Annotated in this window: 14 protein-coding genes; 6 read left to right on the top strand and 8 right to left on the bottom strand. The window is 69.1% G+C overall.

What is annotated here, in order from left to right; genetic code table 11:
- Positions 1-74 precede the first annotated feature (74 nt).
- Together LRA89_RS08820 and LRA89_RS08815 are read right to left on the bottom strand one after the other, a co-directional pair.
- Positions 75-779: a cupin domain-containing protein gene (locus LRA89_RS08820; RefSeq protein ID WP_230769861.1), complete on the bottom strand. Its 705-nt coding sequence runs from the start codon at positions 777-779 to the stop codon at positions 75-77.
- 2 nt (positions 780-781) lie between these two features.
- Positions 782-1,444 carry a haloacid dehalogenase type II gene (locus LRA89_RS08815; protein ID WP_230769860.1) on the bottom strand — a complete coding sequence of 221 codons (663 nt, stop codon included), beginning with the start codon at positions 1,442-1,444 and terminating at the stop codon, positions 782-784.
- A gap of 356 nt (positions 1,445-1,800) precedes the next feature.
- Here LRA89_RS08815 and LRA89_RS08810 point away from each other — a divergent pair, with 356 nt between their 5' ends.
- The 5 genes from LRA89_RS08810 to LRA89_RS08790 are packed head-to-tail and all read left to right on the top strand — an operon-like array spanning position 1,801 to position 7,438.
- Positions 1,801-3,228: an aldehyde dehydrogenase family protein gene (locus LRA89_RS08810; RefSeq protein WP_230769859.1), complete on the top strand. Its 1,428-nt coding sequence runs from the start codon at positions 1,801-1,803 to the stop codon at positions 3,226-3,228.
- Positions 3,229-3,268: 40 nt separating this feature from the next.
- Positions 3,269-4,435, top strand: coding sequence for an alanine racemase (locus LRA89_RS08805; RefSeq protein WP_230769858.1), 1,167 nt, complete (start codon positions 3,269-3,271; stop codon positions 4,433-4,435).
- Positions 4,435-4,833 carry a RidA family protein gene (locus tag LRA89_RS08800; RefSeq protein WP_230769857.1) on the top strand — a complete coding sequence of 133 codons (399 nt, stop codon included), beginning with the start codon at positions 4,435-4,437 and terminating at the stop codon, positions 4,831-4,833. Before LRA89_RS08805 ends, LRA89_RS08800 begins: the two co-directional genes overlap by 1 nt.
- 30 nt (positions 4,834-4,863) lie before the next feature.
- Complete coding sequence (locus LRA89_RS08795; RefSeq protein WP_230769856.1) at positions 4,864-6,069, top strand: DUF1624 domain-containing protein; 1,206 nt, start codon at positions 4,864-4,866, stop codon at positions 6,067-6,069.
- A 43-nt stretch (positions 6,070-6,112) separates the two neighbouring features.
- A complete protein-coding gene (locus LRA89_RS08790) occupies positions 6,113-7,438 on the top strand; it encodes an NAD(P)/FAD-dependent oxidoreductase (RefSeq protein WP_230769855.1) in 1,326 nt (441 codons plus the stop codon).
- Between the two features lie 40 nt (positions 7,439-7,478).
- Here LRA89_RS08790 and bcsD read toward each other — a convergent pair whose 3' ends face one another.
- From bcsD to LRA89_RS08760, 6 genes are all read right to left on the bottom strand, one after another.
- Positions 7,479-7,943, bottom strand: a complete 465-nt coding sequence (gene bcsD / locus LRA89_RS08785) for a cellulose biosynthesis protein BcsD (RefSeq protein ID WP_230769854.1) — start codon at positions 7,941-7,943, stop codon at positions 7,479-7,481.
- On the bottom strand, positions 7,940-11,173 hold the full coding sequence (locus LRA89_RS08780) for a cellulose biosynthesis protein BcsC (RefSeq protein ID WP_230769853.1): 3,234 nt from the start codon (positions 11,171-11,173) through the stop codon (positions 7,940-7,942). The genes bcsD and LRA89_RS08780 overlap by 4 nt, the downstream gene beginning before the upstream one ends.
- On the bottom strand, positions 11,170-15,507 hold the full coding sequence (gene bcsA / locus LRA89_RS08775) for a UDP-forming cellulose synthase catalytic subunit (protein WP_230769852.1): 4,338 nt from the start codon (positions 15,505-15,507) through the stop codon (positions 11,170-11,172). Before bcsA ends, LRA89_RS08780 begins: the two co-directional genes overlap by 4 nt.
- Positions 15,504-16,211 (bottom strand): cellulose synthase operon protein YhjQ/BcsQ, encoded by a 708-nt coding sequence (locus LRA89_RS08770; RefSeq protein ID WP_055756444.1) that lies wholly within the window; start codon positions 16,209-16,211, stop codon positions 15,504-15,506. The genes bcsA and LRA89_RS08770 overlap by 4 nt, the downstream gene beginning before the upstream one ends.
- 1 nt (position 16,212) lies before the next feature.
- A complete protein-coding gene (locus LRA89_RS08765; protein WP_230769851.1) occupies positions 16,213-16,524 on the bottom strand; it encodes a hypothetical protein in 312 nt (103 codons plus the stop codon).
- Positions 16,525-16,686: 162 nt separating this feature from the next.
- Positions 16,687-16,845, bottom strand: coding sequence for a hypothetical protein (locus LRA89_RS08760; RefSeq protein ID WP_230769850.1), 159 nt, complete (start codon positions 16,843-16,845; stop codon positions 16,687-16,689).
- A gap of 20 nt (positions 16,846-16,865) precedes the next feature.
- Here LRA89_RS08760 and LRA89_RS08755 point away from each other — a divergent pair, with 20 nt between their 5' ends.
- Positions 16,866-17,120 (top strand): hypothetical protein, encoded by a 255-nt coding sequence (locus tag LRA89_RS08755; RefSeq protein WP_230769849.1) that lies wholly within the window; start codon positions 16,866-16,868, stop codon positions 17,118-17,120.
- Positions 17,121-17,433: the final 313 nt, after the last annotated feature.

The following is a 17,433-nucleotide window of genomic DNA, read 5'->3' as shown; positions in this document are numbered from 1 at the left end:
CCCCAACCCCTCCCTTCCAGGGAGGGGAGCATCTTGGAGTGGCATTTCGCTGACTGTCGGTCCGGCCCCCGGGTTCAGGCGACCGCCGGCCGCCAGATCGCATAGACCTTCTTTACGTCCACCTTGCTGTCCCACGAACACTGCGCGCCATGTTCGAGCAGGAAGATGTCGCCCGTCGAAAAGGTCGCGCTCGCCCCGCTCTCGTCGACGAAGGTGACGCCGCCTTGCAGCAGGTGCATCAGTTCGTGATGACGATAGCGCATCGTCGTGCGGTGATAGGGGGTCGAATCCCACGTGCCGCAGATGAACACGCCGTCGCTCGACAGATAATCGGTATGGTTGCGGCACGACGGCGTCGGCCCGACCAGCAACTCGGCGAGCGGCGGGTTGGAGGGGATGAGCGCCGCCGCCGTATCGATCGGCACGACCGTGTCAGCGGCGGCGGTGCCGATCGCATGGCGCATCGTCAGCGCACGGGTTCCGGGCGCGGCCTGCCAGCCGAAGGCGATCCCGGCGGGAACCACCGCGCAGGCATCCGCCGCCAGCGTCACCCCGCCCAGCCGCAGCGATCCCGCCAGCACGATCACGAACTCGTCGCCCGGCAGCCCGTCGACCGTTCCCGTGCCACCGTCGAGCGCGAGCAGATCGACGCCGCACGGTCCCCCGGCCAGCGGCAGTGCTGCGCGGGCGGTGCGGTAGTCGCCGGTGGCGGGGGGTTGCGCGGTATCGGCGAAGGCGCGCAGGTCGACGAACGACCGGACCCGGGTGTCGCCCTCCACGCTCACAGCCCGACCAGTCCCGGCAGTCCGGCGATGCTCGGAATGTCGTTCACCTGATAATAGCTGTTGAGCGGTTCGTGGCCGCGGTTGACGAACGCCTTGTCCTTGATCCCCAGGTCGTACGCGGTCATCAGGTCGTAGCGAAAGCTGGACGAGACATGCAGGATGTCCTCGGGTCCACAGCCGAGCCGGTCGAACATATATTCGAACGCCTGCATCCGCGGCTTGTACGCCTGTGCTTCCTCGGCGGTGTAGACCGCGTGGAACGGCGCCTCCAGCCGCTCTACGCTGGCCGGGATCAGGTCGACCATCGAATTGGACAGGATGACCAGCGGATATTCGGCGGCGACGCGCTTGAGCGGTTCGATCACGTCCGGGTGCGGACCCCATGTCGGCACGGCGGCATAGACGTCGGCCGTGTCCGTATCGCGATATTCGATGCCCCAGCGTTTGCAGGTCCGGCGCAGCGACCCTTCGACGACGTCGCGATACGGCTTCCATGCGCCCAGCACCTCGTCGAGCCGATAGGCGGAGAAATCGGCGCAGAACTGGTCCATCGCTTCCGGCGCGATACGATCGGCGTAGAGTCGCCGGGCGACCGGCGCCATCTCAAAATAGATCAGCGTGCCGTAGCAATCGAAAGTGATGTATTTTGGACGAAGCACCGTCGGCCCCCTTGCCATGATGTTGAACAACGACCGCGATATTGGCGCCGTCCGGGCGGCAGAAGCACTTGATTCGCCGGAATCGAAAGCGTGGTCGCCACGACGATCCGCCCGCTCCGGCATAATCTGCCGTGCGATGCCGCGCCGGGCGGCGATATAACAGTGCCGTCCGGAATGTCGGATGTGACCGGCCGCGTCGCTGCGAACCGATTGCACCGTGCCGGGCCGTGCGGCGTGGCAGGAATGCCGTTTGCCCCGGCCATTTCGGAAGCGTCTGCCGGATATTGCGCATAGACTGAAGCGGACAATGGACCCGTTGCCGTCGGTGGGGCGGCACGGTTCCGGGTGGGGTGGGCATGACCGAGGACAGGACCGGATACTTCTACATCGGCGGCGACTGGCGGGAGCCTATCGCGCCGGCCACGCCGATCGCGGTGGTCGATCCGGCGACCGAAACGTCGATCGGCGCGATCGCCGCCGGGTCCGCCGCCGATGTCGACCGCGCGGTCGCCGCCGGGGTGCGTGCCTTTCCCGCCTTCGCCGCATCGCCGGTTGCCGACCGGATCGCGCTGCTTGGCCGGATCGCCGCCTTGCTGGAGGAACGCGCCGAGAGTTTCGCACGCGCGATCGCGACCGAGATGGGCGCGGCAATCAGCTTCGCCCGCGCGTCGCAGGTGCCCTTCGCCATCGCGCATGTCCGCGCGCAGATCGAGGTGCTGGAGCAGTATCACTTCGAACGGCCGGACACGGGGTTCACGACGGTCAAGGAAGCGATCGGCGTCGCCGCGCTCATCACCCCGTGGAACTGGCCACTGTACCAGATCACCGCGAAGGTCGCCCCCGCGCTTGCCGCCGGGTGCCCGGTGGTCCTGAAACCCAGCGAGGTATCGCCCTACAGCGCGCTGTTGTTCGCGCAGGTGATGCACGATGCGGGGTGCCCGGCGGGCGTGTTCAATCTGGTCAACGGCACCGGCGAGGTCGTCGGTGCGGCGCTGTCGGCGCATCCCGATGTCGCGATGATCTCGATCACCGGATCGACCCGCGCGGGCGTGCTGGTGGCGCAGGCGGCGGCGGTCAGCGTCAAGCGCGTGGTGCAGGAACTGGGCGGCAAGTCGCCCAACCTCTTCCTCGACGATGCCGATTTCGCCGCCGCCGTGCCGCGCGGGGTGATGGCGGGGATGCGCAACGTCGGCCAGTCGTGCAGTGCGCCGACCCGGCTGCTGGTGCCCGCCCACCGGCTGGCCGAGGTCGAGGCACTGGCGATCGAAGCGGCGGGGCAATGGCGCGTCGGCGCGCCGCTTGACGATACGACGACGATGGGACCGATCGCCAACGCCGCCCAGCATCGCCGGGTTCAGGCGATGATCGAAACCGGCATGGCCGAAGGCGCACGGCTGATCTGCGGCGGTCCCGGCCGCCCCGCCGATCTCAACCGCGGCTATTATGCCCGGCCGACGATCTTTTCCAACGTGACCCCTACGATGACGATCGCGCGCGAGGAGATTTTCGGACCCGTCCTGTGCATCCTGCCCTATGCCGACGAGGAAGCAGCGATCGGGATCGCGAACGACACCGTCTATGGCCTTGGCGCGCACGTCCAGTCGGGCGACCCGGCGCGCGCGCAGGCGGTGGCCCGGCGCATCCGCGCGGGACAGGTACATATCAATTCCCCCGCATGGACCGCGCACGCGCCGTTCGGCGGCTACAAGCAATCGGGCAACGGCCGTGAATACGGCGTCCACGGGTTCGAGGAATATCTCGAAACCAAGGCGATCCTTGCCTGATCCGACGAAGGAAAGAGACCGCGTGATACAGGACGAACCCATGGTTGCCCCCGCCCCCACCACCGATACCGGCCCGACGCTGGCGACGGTCGAGACGCCGTATCTCGTCCTCGACAGCGATCGCATGGACCGAAACATCGCCCGGCTGAAGGCGCATCTGGCGACGCTGTGCGTGACGTTGCGCCCGCACCTCAAGACCGGCAAGTCGGTCGAGGTCGCAGGCCGGGTGATGGAGACGCCCGAGGGACCGGCCACCGTCTCGACGCTCAAAGAGGCAGAGCAGTTCGCCGACGCCGGGGTGCGCGACCTGATCTATGCGGTCGGCATCGCCCCTGACAAACTGCCGCGCGTGCTGGCGCTGCGCGCGCGCGGCGTCGATGTCGCGGTGGTGCTCGACACGGTCGAACAGGGCCGCGCCGTCGCGGCGGCATCGCGCGCGGCGGGCGTGGCGATCCCCGCGCTGATCGAGATCGACTGCGACGGGCATCGCTCGGGCGTGTTGCCGGGCGATGGCGGCGCGCTGCTGGCGATCGCGGGCGCGCTGGTCGAGGGCGGCGACCTGCGCGGGGTGATGACCCATGCCGGCGGCAGCTATGCCGCGCGCGGCCATGACGAGCTGCGCCGCCTTGCCGAAGCGGAGCGCCGGAGCGTGGTCGATGCGGCGGCGACGCTGCGCGCGGCCGGCTTTTCCTGCCCGGTCGTCAGCATCGGATCGACCCCGACCGCGCATTTCGCCACCGACCTGACCGGCGTGACCGAGGTGCGCGCGGGCGTGTTCGTGTTCTTCGACCTCGTGATGCACGGCATCGGCGTGTGCGCGATCGACGACATCGCGCTGTCGGTGCTCGGCACGGTCATCGGCTTCCAGAAGGAAAAGGGCTGGATCCTGATCGACGCGGGCTGGATGGCGATGTCGCGCGATCGCGGCACCGCGAAACAGCCGGTCGATCAGGGCTATGGCGTCGTCTGCAAGGTGGACGGCACCCCCTTTCCCGACCTGATCCTCGCCGATGCGAACCAGGAACACGGCATCATCACCGTGCGCCCGGGATCGAACGGCACCCTGCCGCCGCTGGCGATCGGCGACCGGGTGCGGGTGTTGCCCAACCACGCCTGTTCAACCGCTGCGCAACATCCCGCCTATCATGTCGTCCATGGCGACGATCCGGCGGTCGTCGCGACATGGTCGCGCTTCGGAGGATGGTGATGGCCGATCGCATGATCCATCCGGTGCTGACCGCCGACGCCCCGTTGCCCGCCGGCCATTATGCGCAGGCCGTCCGCGCGGGCGATCTGCTCCATATCTCGGGCCAGTTGCCGATCCGCGCCGACGGAGCGCCGCTGGACGACATGACGTTCGAGGCCCAGGCGGCGCAGGCGATCGACAACCTGCTGGCGATCCTGACCGCCGCCGGGGGGACGCCCGCGCATCTGGTCCGCGTCACCGCCTATATCGTCGGCGTCGAGCATTGGCCGCGGTTCAACGCGGTCTATGCCGCGCGATTGGGCGATGCCCGCCCGGCGCGGAGCGTCGTGCCGGTGCCCGAACTCCACTATGGCTATCTGGTCGAGGTCGACGCGGTCGCGTGGCTGGCCGACGCCTGAATGCCAACTCTTGTAACGATGGACCCCGCCATGGCGAGCATCCCGACCGACGGTACTCTCTCTTCCGGCACCACCGGCCACCACGTCGCGACCGCGAAGCCGGCGGCGGGAGCCCGGCTGCTCAGCATCGACGCGCTGCGCGGGTTCGTCATGGTGCTGATGCTGCTCGACCATGTGCGCGAGGGGTTTTTCCTGTGGGTGCCGATCGGCGATCCGGTCGACGCGCTGACCGTCTCGCCCGCCAGCTTCTTCAGCCGCCTGACCAGCCAGATCTGTGCGCCGGTCTTTGTCGCACTCACCGGGCTGGGCGCCTATCTCTACGCGCAGAAGCACAGCACGTCGGAGACGACCGCCTTCCTGCTCAAGCGTGGGTTCTTCCTCGTCCTGCTCGAACTGACCGTCGTTAATTTTCAGTGGCGCGCGGAATTTCCGCCGACGATCGTCTATTTGCAGGTCATCTGGGCGATCGGCCTCAGCATGATCGTGCTGGCCGGGCTGATCCGCCTGCCGCATAGCGTGATCGCCGCGATCGGCGTGGCGATCGTCGCCGGGCACAACCTGCTCGATCCGATCGTGCTGCCGCCCGAACATCCCTTCTACGCCATCTGGTCGTTGCTGCACGAACGCGGCACGATCACCACCGGCGGACTGCCGATCCGGTTCAGCTATCCGGTGCTGCCGTGGATCGGTGTCATCTGCCTCGGCTGGACCGCCGGGCCATGGTTCGCGCGCCGCGACGTCGCGGCACGGGGGCGGACGCTGGCGCGCGCCGGCTTCGCCATGCTGGCGGCCTGCGTCGCGCTGCGCTTCGCCAATGTCTATGGCGACACGCCGTGGTTCGTGGTGCCGGATTCGTCACTGCGCACCGTGATGAGCTTCCTTGCGCTGACCAAATATCCGCCGTCGCTGCTGTACGTTCTGGCAACGCTCGGCTTCGGCCTGTTGCTGCTCGCGCTGTTCGACCGGATCGCCGATGCGCGGGTGACCGGATGGCTGGCGGTACTGGGCGGCGCGCCGATGTTCTTCTACCTGTTCCACCTCTATGTCCTGCGCGCGATGTATCTGGGCGCGCGCGCGATATGGGGCACGAACCACGGCGAGGTTTTCGGCCTGCCGTCGCTCGGGTGGGTCTGGCTGTTGTGGATCGCGATGATCGTGCCGCTCTATTTCCCGACGCGCTGGTTCGCGAACCTCAAGAAGCGTCGCAAGGACATTCGCTGGCTCAAATATCTCTGAGCCTGCCCCCCATCCCCGTTCTCTGCCGCTGGAGCCCGTTCGAATGCCCGCACCGCTGACGTTCGTCGATTCGACCCCCGACCTGCCCAACACCGCCGATGTGGTGGTGATCGGCGGGGGCATCGTCGGCAGCTTCACCGCTTATTATCTGGCCAAACGCGGGTTGAAGGTCGCGCTGGTCGAAAAGGGCCGGATCGGCGCCGAACAGTCGAGCCGCAACTGGGGCTGGTGCCGCCAGCAGAACCGCGACGCGCGCGAACTGCCGATGGCGACCAAGGCGCTCGACCTCTGGGAGCAGTTCGCCGCCGACTCCGGCGAGGCGACGGGGTTCAGCCGCTGCGGCCTCCTGTATCTCAGCGACAACGAGGCGGAGATCGAGGGCTGGGCGCGGTGGCGCGATTTCGCGCAGACCGTCGGCGTCGCCACCCACATGCTGTCGTCGGCGGAAGCGAGCGAACGCGGGCGCTTCGGCAACAAGCCGTGGAAAGGCGGGGTCTTCTCCCCCACCGACGGCACCGCCGATCCGTCGCGCGCCGCTCCGGCGGTCGCGCGTGCGATCATGGCGCTGGGCGGGACGGTGCATCAGAGGTGCGCGGTGCGCGGGCTGGAGACCGAGGGCGGACGACTGTCGGGCGTCGTCACCGAACGCGGGGTGATCCGCACCAAGGTCGCGGTCCTGTCGGCGGGCGCATGGGCATCGTCGTTCTGCTATCAATATGGCATCCGCTTTCCGCAGGCGACGATCCGCCAGACGGTGATGGCGGTCGGCCCGGGCGAGGACGTGTTTCCGCCCGCGATGCACAGCGACTTCGTGTCGATGACCAGGCGGGGCGACGGCGGCTATACGCTGTCGATCAGCGGCAGCGGCAAGGTCGATCCGACGCCGCAGTTCCTGCGCTTCTCGACCCAGTTCGTGCCGATGTTCCTGCGACGCTGGCGCAAGCTGTCGCCCGGCGGGCTGGAGGGGATGCGGTCGGGCCACGAGCGGGTCGCGCGCTGGAAGCTCGACCGGCCGACGCCGATGGAGGCGATGCGCATCCTCGATCCCGCGCCCGACAAGGCGACGGTGGCGCGCACCCATGCACGCGCGCTGGCGGTGATGCCGCGCCTTGCCGACCGTGCGGTGACGGGGGCGTGGGCGGGCTATGTCGACAGCACGCCCGATGGCGTGCCGGGCATCGGCGAGGTCGATACGCTGCCCGGACTGGTGCTGGCCGCCGGGTTCAGCGGGCACGGCTTCGGCATCGGTCCGGGGGCGGGGCATCTGATCGCCGATATTGTGAGCGGCGCCACCCCGATCGTCGATCCGCGCCCCTATCACCCCGACCGCTTCCGCGCGTCGGCATGGGGCAAGGTCGCGGATTTTTGAACGGTCTGAAAATGCGTTGAGACGCATTTCCGGACCGGCGCTATGCTCCGCGCAACCCGTGCTTCAGCCGCACCTCGCCCTCGCTCCACGACGAGGTCCATGTCGCGACGTCGCGTCCGCTGCCCAGCGAGCGCAGCCAGCCGTCGTACACGCCCTCCAGCACCGGGCGCATCACCGCTTCGGTCGCATGGCCCAGCACCGGCGCGAGGTTGCGGACCGCGCCGCTGTGGGTGATGAGGATGCCGTCCGCCGCCATGTCGAACTGCGCCTGCCCGCAATTGTATTCGAGCCATACCCGGTTCACGACCGTCGCCAGCCCCGACAGGTCGTCGACCATGTCGACCGGATGGATCGCGGCGATGCGCGCGCCGACCGCGCGGTAGAAGGCGGCCTGCTGTCCGCGCGGCGCGGTGGCGCCGATCTCGGCGGCGATCCCGCCGAGCAGCAGCGCGGAAGCACAGGTTTCGGTGGCGGTTTCGGTCGCCCACAGCGGCATGGCGGTCATCTGTCCCTTCCCAGCGACTGACGCAGCTCGAAGGTCGAGCGATATTCGTCATAGGTTCCGAACGTATTGACGCTGGCGGTGGCCCCCACCCGCGTGTTCGGCGTGATACGGTAATAGAGCGAACCGTCCGCTGCAAAGGCGAAACCGGTGACGCTCAGGCTGTCGTAATAGGATCGCACGTCGCTGTTGCTCGCCTTCAGCGCATCGAGTGCCGCCTGCGCCGTCGGATCGGTCGGATAGATCGGCGCCCGGTCCTGCTCGAAGCTCTGATAGCCCGGCGCGCCGCCCAGCCGCGCCTCCCAGCGATTGTCCGAATAGGTGTAGCGCAGCGGCAGGCTCATGCTCAGGAAACTCTGCGGGCTGAAATAGCCGCCATGGCCGAAGGTGAAGAAATTCTGGTTGTTGTCGAATGCCTGCCAGTTGATGTTGACGCCGCCGGTGAACGTCGAACTGCCGTCGCGGTAGAGCGGGAGATAGCCGCCGACATTCGCCTGATAGCCGCGATTGCCGCGCACATTGTCGCCGGCATAGCGAAAGCCCGAGATGTCGCCGTAGATGCCGGTGCCCTCGCGGTCCCACGACAGCGACGCGCCGCCGCCGGTGCGCATCACCTGCCCCCAGCGCGCGCCCGTCACCGGATCGCGCGTGCCGGCATAGGAGACGATACTGTCGCCCACCGCCTCGCTGCGGACCCAGCCTTGCGCCGACACGGTGTTCGACAGGCGCGGGCGGGCGGTGAAACCCCATGTCACCTTGGTATCGTCGAAGCCGAGCGGGGTCGTGCCAATCTCGATGCGGATGGCGGGGCTGTCGTAGCTCGCCTGCACCGCCACGCCCGAGGCATGTTGCGTCTCCGCCTGCGCGAGCCGCGAGGGTTCCTCGGCGACGATCGCCTCGGCCTCGGCGGTGGCGTTGCGGCCGAAGCGGGCCAGCGCCGATCCGGTCGGCCGCCCCGAATCGATCACCACCGGCGTGGCCGACAGGGCGATGCGCCCGCCGCCGACGCTGGTCGACACCCGCGCCGTACCCGACAGTTCGCGCAGGCCGCTCAGCCCCGTCTCGCCCGATCGTTCGCGGTAGCCGAGCGTCATTTCCGCACGCGGACCGCTGTCTCCGACCTGGCTAGCGATCTGTGCGCGCAGCCGGGCCAGTTCGGGATCGCCGATCGCCGCCGCCGGAACCGTGGCGGCGGGCGTCGCCATCACGCCACGCGGGGCGGCGGGGATCCTGCCGCCGCTCAGCGCGAACGGATTGGTCGCGACCGCCGGGGCCGCCGCTGCTTCCATCGCCCGGAACGGGTTGCTGCTGGCCGGGCCGCCCGCGAACGGATTGCCCCCGCTCACCGCCTGCCCCGCCCCGCCGCGCGCGGCATAGGCCGCCTCGCCGCGCCGCAGATAACGCCGCGCCGCGCCGCTGTCGCCGCGCGCCTGTTCCATCTGGCCCGCCGCCGCATAGATTTGCGGATCGTCGGGATAGGTCTGCAATGCCCGCTCGACCGTCGCGACCGCGAGATCGTGATCGCCCGCCGCCCCGGCCGCGCCGATCAGCCCGGTGAGCGCACCCTTGTCGCGCGGATTGCGCGCCAGCACCAGTTGATAGGTCTGTGCCGCCTGCGATGCCATGTTGCCCGACTGGTACAGTCGGGCGAGCGCTCCGAGCACCTCCGGTTCGTTGGGGGCGGCGGTCCATGCCTGCTGCAACAGGTCGAACGCCGGGGCATATTGCCCGGCGAGGCGCAGCCGGTCGGCCTGTCCCGCCGCCGCGATCGCCTGTAGCCGGGCGACTTCCGCCTCGCCGCCGGCCGATCCGGTGGCGGCGCTGCGCGCGCGGGCGATGGCGTCGGCGACCGAGGCATCCGCCCCACCACGCGCGAAGATACGGACGATCGGTTCATATTCGGCGGGACTGGCGGGCGTGGCGGCCAGCGCGCGCTGCGCCAGCGGCATCGCCCCCGCGCTGTCGCCTAGTTCGTCGAGTGCGCCCGCCACCCCGGAGAGCGATGCCGCCGACAGCCCCGGCGTCTCGCCGATGCCGCGCAGCGCCGCCACCGCCTCGCCATTCCGTCCCTGGCCTGCGATCGTGCGGGCGCGGGCGATGGCGGCGTCGACGGTCAACTGCCCCGCGAACCGGCGGATCGCGGCGGTGCGCTGCCCTTCGGGAATGCGGGCGAGCAGCGCGTTCGCCTGGGTCTGGCGGCCCAGTTGCGCGTGGAGCATCGCCGCCGCGTAATTGGCATCGCCCGACCCGATCGTCTGGAGCGACTGGATCAGCGAATCGGCCTCGGGTACGCGGCCGCGCGCCAGCAGGTAGCGGGCGAATTCATAGCGGATCCACGGATCGCTCTGGTCGACCTGCAGCCCGCGCTGGAACTGCGCCTCCGCCTGCTGCGTGTCGCCGCGCTGTGCCGCCTGCAACGCCTGATCGCGGGCGACGCGCACCTGCAACTGCGTCTCGCTGCCGCCGGCTGCACCCGCCTGGCGCGCGAGGTCGGCGGCATCGGCATAGCGCCCCTGCCGTTCGTAGATGTCGGCGAGCAGCGCCAGCGCCGGCCCCCGGTCGCGCACCGGCAGGCGGGCGAGCTGTTCGGCATCGGCCTGCGCGCCGGTCACATCGCCACGTTCCAGCTTGCCGCGCGCCTCGGCCAGCCCGGCGAAGAATCGCGCCGAATCAAGCGCCTCCGACCAGCGCGCCGCGTTGCCGCGCGACGATGCGCGCCCCAGCAACCGCGCGGCATCGGCGAAGCGCGACTGGCGCAGCCGGACGATGCCCAGCCCGCCCGACGCATCGCCGTCGTTGCCATTGGCCGCCAGCGCGCGTTCGAACAGCCGTTCGGCCTGCCCCAATTGCCCGGCGTCGAGCGCGCGGAACCCGGCAGCGCGCGCATCGCCGCCGCGATCGACGGGAGCCGGCGCGGCCCGGCGCGGCCCGGGTTCGGACACGGCGACCGGCGCGGTGGCCGGTTGCGGGCGGACCTGTGGTACGACGACGTTCTGCACCGGTGCCGGCGCAGGTGTGGGTGTCGTCGGCCCGCGCAGCGCGCGGCGTGCCTCCTCATTGCCCGGATCGAGCGCCAGCACCCGGCGATAGGCGGTGCGCGCGAGATCGGCGCGCCCCTTGCCCTGCCAATAGCGGCCCTGCTGCAACAGCGGGGCGACGCCGGGCTGGGCGATGGCGGGCATGCACAGCGCCGCCTGCGCCAGCAGCAGGCCGATGATCGCGCGGCGGATCATGCCTTGTCCTCCCCCAGTCGCTTGGCCTGTTGCCGCTTGAGCAGCAGGTAGAGCGGCCCGGCGAGCAGGATCGCGACCAGCAATCCGCTCAGCCCCATCAGCAGCGGCCGTTCGCTGAACCACCATGCGACACGCATCCATGCCGGCAGCGATCCGCTCCAGTAGCTCTGGCCGACCGCGAAGCTGCGCATCGTATCCCCCGTCGCGATCGACAGGTCGCCCTGCACCTGCGCATTGACGCGCTGATCGGCCAGCCCCTGCACCAGACCGGGCAGATCGGTCGGATCGGTCGCGAGCATTGCCACCACCGTCCGCCCCGCATCATAGGGCGAGCGGAAGCTGACGAAGCCGGTGAAGCGGTCGGCGGTCGTCAGATAGGCGTTGGTCGCATCGACATCGGCATCGCCATAGGGCGAGATCAGCCCGAAGATCCGTTCGACCAGATTGCGTTCGGTCACGCGGATGCGGCCGTTCTGCAAGCCGACCGGCGCACCGGCGAACAGGTCCGACAAATTGTTGCCGGGCGTGCCCACGACCAGTACGTCGCGCCCGGCCAGCGTATCGGCCGAGCCGGCACGCGCGACCGACACCGCCGTCGTCGCCGCGCCGGTCGCATCGCCGAACCGGCCCATCAGTACCAGATAGGCCTCGACCGTCGCCGCATCGACATTGGCGGGCAGCAGCACCGTCGTCTCCGCCAGATCAGGGCTGACTGTGAACGGATAGCCCGCATTGGCGAAGGTCGCGAGCGAGGGCATCCGCGCCGCATGATAGGCATGGGTCAGGTCGATCGCGCTGTCGGGGTCGATCGCCACCCGGACATTGTCGGGCAGCGTCCCCTCGCAACGCTTCTTGTTGGCGAGGATCAGATTATAGTCGAAAATCAGTTCGTTCTGGCCGAACAGATTGTAGCTCGGCAGGTCGACTTGCGCGCGGGTGACGTTGCTCGTCGCACCATCGCCCTGCCCCAGCAGCCGCTGCCACCAGCCCGCCCCGCCGAGCGGGAGGGTGCGCAGATACTGGTTGTTGATCGACACGTCGAGCCGCGAGCCGCGCCGGTCGAGCCACGACGCCGACGGATAGCGATAGTTGAGGTCCAGCCGTGCGCCCGATCGCGGCCAGAAGAACAGGTCGGGCGCGGCGCGGAATCCCGCCGTCAGTGGCCCCGGCGGCAGGCCCACGCCCTGAAGCGTCCGCGGATCGACCAATTCGCCCAGCTTCACCGGCCGGTCGGAGCGCAGCCAGCGCGGCGCGCCGTACCGCTCCCACGTCGGGATGCGCACGCCGTCGAACCGCGCGGTCGCGCCGCCGATCGTGCCACGCCCCACCGCCAGCGCGGCGGCGGCCTGTTTCAGCTCGCGCGCGTCGCGGCCCATCACCAGCAACAGCTCGCCGAACGGATCATATGGGTTGCGGATGACGATCGCCGAGGGTCCGGCGATGGTCGGCACGAAGCCGCCGATCCGCATCCCCGGTCGCATGAACACGATCGCATTGCCGCGCGGCACGCTGCCGAAGCTGGGCTTGAAGGTGAAGCCGCGATAGCTGGCAAGGCGACCGAACCACGACGCCATGCTCGCCGCCGCTTCCAGTTCGCCGTCGGTCGGTTGCCCGGCGAACACGAACGGCAGGCTGAGCGGCAGATTGTCCGCCCGGTCGAAGAACGGGGCGGGCAGCCGCGCCAGATCGGGGGCGAGCGGCAGCGTCTGGATCGTCAGGTCGAAGGCCGATCGCGTATTGCTGACGTTCGCCCACAGCGAACTGTGGAACGGGTCCTCGCAATCGCGCGCATAATGGCCGAGCATCCGCAAGTTCAACTGGTTGTCGCCGGGCAGGAACAGCGCGGGGTTGACCGGGATCGTCACCTGCTGTCCGCCGGCACCATCGGGTGACAGGCGGAAGGTCCGCACGACCTCGCCGTTCAGGATCACGACCAACTGGCTGAGATCGGCGAGCAGCGCGGGCGACCATGCGAAGGTCAGCGTCAGATTGGCGCCGGTCACGACCTCGTTGGCGCGCAGGCCGAACGGGATGGCGATCTCGCCGCGCGTGCCCGCCAGCCGGATCGCGCTGCGCACGCGCAGGTCGCGGAAGGTCAGCCGCTCCTGCCGCACGCCGCGCACGCCGGGCTGTGCCTCGGTCGTCTCCACCGTCTGCGCGATCGCCGCGCGCGGCGTAGCGATCGTCGCGCCGAGCGCGAGCAGCGCGGCGATCGCCGCCGCCTTCGCCGACGTGGCCAGCCGAGTACGCTCGCGCCGCCGTTCGGCACGGTTGAAGCCCAGCAGGCGCTTGAGCGTCAGCAGATCGACCTTCACAATATCCCCCAGCGATTGGAGCGTGGACACGGGTGCCCGTGGCGCGGCTTCGGCCCAGGCATCGCTGCGCCCCATCACCGCGCGGACCAGTTGGCGTTGCTGGAGCATGTCGAGTCCCTGGAATTGCAGGTTGGCCACCTGCCCGCCGATCCGCTGCAACCGGACCGGCAGCGTCAGCATCTCGTCACCCATCGGCAGCGCGACATGGGTGACTTCGCGTTCGCGCAGCGCCACGCCCTCGGGCGCGGCGATGGCGATGCCGCCCATCGACAGGTCGATGGTCTGCGCCTCGACGACATGCCCGTCGGCGAAGTACAGCGTGCCCGGCAGTTCCACCGGGATGCGGATGTGTTCGCGCACCTGCCGCGTCTCGCGCGCGACCGACACCGCCGCCAGCAGGATGACGAGGCTGAAAACCGCCCAGACGGTGTTGAGCAGCAGCGTATCGCCCTGGATGTTGAAGAGGTGCGGGAAGAACCACCATTTTACCACCCCGAAGGCGATGCCGAACAGGACGAGGCCGATGCAGATCAGATGCGGCCGGACCGTCGCGGTGTCGAAATGGGTGCGGTCGAGCAGCGACCCCTTGTCGGTCACGTTGAACTTGCCGCCGCGCGGTTTGAACATCGTCCACACCGTCGGCTTGGCGAGGTGGAAGGCGAGGATCGTCTCATACACCTCGCCCCACAGCGGCCGGCGATCGCCGCCCTGCAACCGCGCGCCCGACACCTGCGAGCAATAGAGATGCGCGGCGGCATAGGCGAAGATCATCGAGGCTGACGCATGGATGATGTTCTCGCCGAGGATCAGATAGGCGAGCGGGCTGGTGAGGAAGGCGATGCGCGGCAGCGGAAACTGGAAATGCAGCATTGCGTTCAGGTAGCAAAGCCGCTGCGCCACGCTCAGTCCCGGCCCGAACAGCGGATTGTCGATGCGTAGGATCTGGGTCATGCCGCGCGCCCAGCGGATGCGCTGGCCGATGTGCAGCACCAGCCGTTCGGTCGCGAGCCCCGCCGACAGCCGCAGGCCGAGATAGGCGGTCGACCAGCCCTTGCGCTGCAATTTCAGCGCGGTGTGCGCGTCTTCCGTCACCGTTTCGAACGCGAAGCCGCCGGTATCGGCCAGCGCCGCGCGGCGGATGATCGCGCAGGAACCGCAGAAGAAGGCGGCGTTCCACAGGTCGTTGCCGCGCTGCACCGCGCCGTAGAACAGGTCGCCCTCGCCCGGCAGGTTCTTCACCGACCCCAGGTTGCGCTGCACCGGATCGGGCGAATAGAAATGATGCGGCGTCTGGACGAGCGCCAGCTTGGCCTCTCGCTGGAACCAGCCGACCGTCATCTGGAGAAAGGCGCGCGTCGGCACATGGTCGCAATCGAAGATCGCGATCAGCGACCCGTCGGTGCGCGACATCGCGGCATTCAGGTTGCCCGCCTTGGCATGGTTGTTGTCCGACCGGGTGATGTAGCCGCAGCCGACCGACCGGGCGAAGGCACGAAACTCGGCCCGCCGCCCGTCGTCGAGGAGATAGACGCGGAACCGGTCGCGCGGATAATCCATGTCCATCGCCGCCAGCACCGTGTTGCGCACGATGTCGAGGCCCTCGTTATAGGTCGGGACATAGACGTCGACGGTCGGCCATTCGTCCGGGGCGCCCTGTAGTTCCACCGCCTGGCGTTCCATCGGCCATGCGGTCTGGGCGATGCCGATCGCGAGGATGACCCAGGCGTACAGCTCGGCAAGATACAGGCCGATGCCCAGCACCGCGCCGATCGGATCGTCGAACGACAGCGTCGTCGTCGTCCGCCAGAACAGATAGCGGGTGGACGCGATCAGCGACAGCAGCGCCAGCACCAATGTCGCGCGGCGCGACCGCATCCGCCCCAGCACGATCGCGCCGACGATGGTGACGCCGGCGAACATCCATTGCGACTGCAGGTCGAGCGGCACCGTCACCACGATCAGCGCCAGCAGGGCGACGAGCGCGAACAGCAACAGGTGCGGGATCGCCGCGAGCTTCACGCCGCGTCCTCCCGCGCCTGCAATCCGCACCGCGCCTCGACCGCGATCGCCAGTGCCGCGAGATCGGGCAGCACGACGCTCTGCGGCGCATAGCGGGCGATCGGCTGGAACGATGCCAGCGCCTCGTTCACCGCCTCGTCGCGGCGGATCGCGCCGATCATCCGGTCGCCGAACAATTCGCGCAGGAAAAGCTGGCTGTGGCGCGACAATTTGCGGGTATCGTCGACGCCGTTGAGCACGAAACCGGTCGATTCGACGTCGATCGCCGCCGTTCCCGGCCGCACCTGCGCCAGTCCGGCGAGCGATACCGGCTGCGGCATCAGCACGCACAGGTGCAACGCCGCCAGCGGCAGCAGCGCGTCGCGCGCCGTCAGATCGGCGGCGGCGACATCGGCCACCACCACCCGGTCGCCCAGCAGCGCCCCCTCGCCGCGCCCGCCGTGCCGCATCCGCCCGCCATGGACGAAGCCATGGCCCTGGAGCAGTTCGACGCCGTCGACGATGATGCCTTCGTCGTCGGCCTCGCCGATGTCGGGCACCGGCTGGGTCGGCAACATGCCGAAGAACAGCTTGAGCGCATCGGCATGGGTGAAGTCCACCGCCGCGACCGGATGCCCCCGCGCGGCAAGAGCAAGTGCGAGATGCGCGGCGACGAAGCTCGTCCCCACGCCGCCGGTGGGCGCATGGCACAGGATCAGCGGCATATCAGCGGCTACCCCGGTGATCGTCGGACAGGCCCGACAGGAAGGCGCGAAGATTGCGCGACGCCGCCGGTTCGTCCGGCGTCGCCCCGCGTTCGGACGGAGTCGCTCCCCCGTAGCGCGCGAACAGCGGCGCGCCCGGCGGCGGGGCCGCGCGCTCGGGAATTCGCTGCGGCCGGCCGACGACCCGCGGGTCCTCGAGCAGCGCCGCGAACAGCGGCCACGGTTCGAGGTCCGAGATCGGATCGGCAAAGGCCTCGTAGCGGAAATCCCGCCGGCCCAGCTTTTCGAGAAGCGCGGTAACGTCGCGTCGCATATCGGATCCTTCCGGGGACATGCTATGCACCGGATAGCGCTTACAGATGGTTAACGCGCTTCTGTTCCAGCAAAAACAGTCCCTTACCCCGCCGAATACCGGGCAACCGCCCAGCGGGGCAGCGCGATCAGTCAGGCAAGACCGTTGGCACCGGTCTTGGGGCTACAGGCCGAGGATGCCGGCCACCGCCTTGTTGCTGTGCCCCATGACCAGCAGGTCGAAGACCGTCCGCGCGCGGACGGCGCGCTGCCGTCGCGACCATGCGCCGCCCTCGGCCGCCCCCGCGACGATTGAGCCAGCCCCCTCTCCCGCATCCGTCACCGCTGCGCTATTGCCGGGCGATGGCGAGGAAGAAACGCTACCTGACCGCGACGATGGCCGATGGCTATGTGAAGACGATCGGCCCCACCGCCGCGCCGTTCACCCATTACTGGCGCATCGTCGCCCATCTGCACAACGGCAAGACCGAGGTGTTCTGGGGGCATGCCACCTCCGCGAAGGACGCCGTGGCCAAGGAAGCGCTGACCCGACAGACGGCGAAGCGGCACGGATGGAAAGGATTCGATTTCGAGGTGGTCGAACTCACCGAAGGCTGAGCGCGCACCGCTTCGTCGCTGGTACGGACGACGCTCCCATCGACCGTTGGCAGTATCATTCGGCACGAGCCCCCGGTCATCGATCGGCAAGCGCAACTGGCGGAACGCCGGTGCCGCTCCCGGCGGTCGAGGACGGCCGTACCGCAGTCGACCCGCTGTCGCTCCCCGCCTGCCGGTCGCGCGAAACGCCCGTCGGTACGCAGCAGCAGTTCCGATCCCGTCTCCATCGCTCCGACCGAGGATAATGACCGGCCAGACCGCGACGCTCGCCGGCCTCCGGCTCAGTCCGGTATCGCGCGGCGAATCGCTGCTC

The sequence above is a fragment of the Sphingomonas sp. Leaf4 genome, from assembly GCF_920939515.1.
Classification (GTDB): domain Bacteria; phylum Pseudomonadota; class Alphaproteobacteria; order Sphingomonadales; family Sphingomonadaceae; genus Sphingomonas.
Note: the sequence above shows the minus strand (reverse complement) of the source record. Positions and strands in the feature narration are given on the sequence as shown.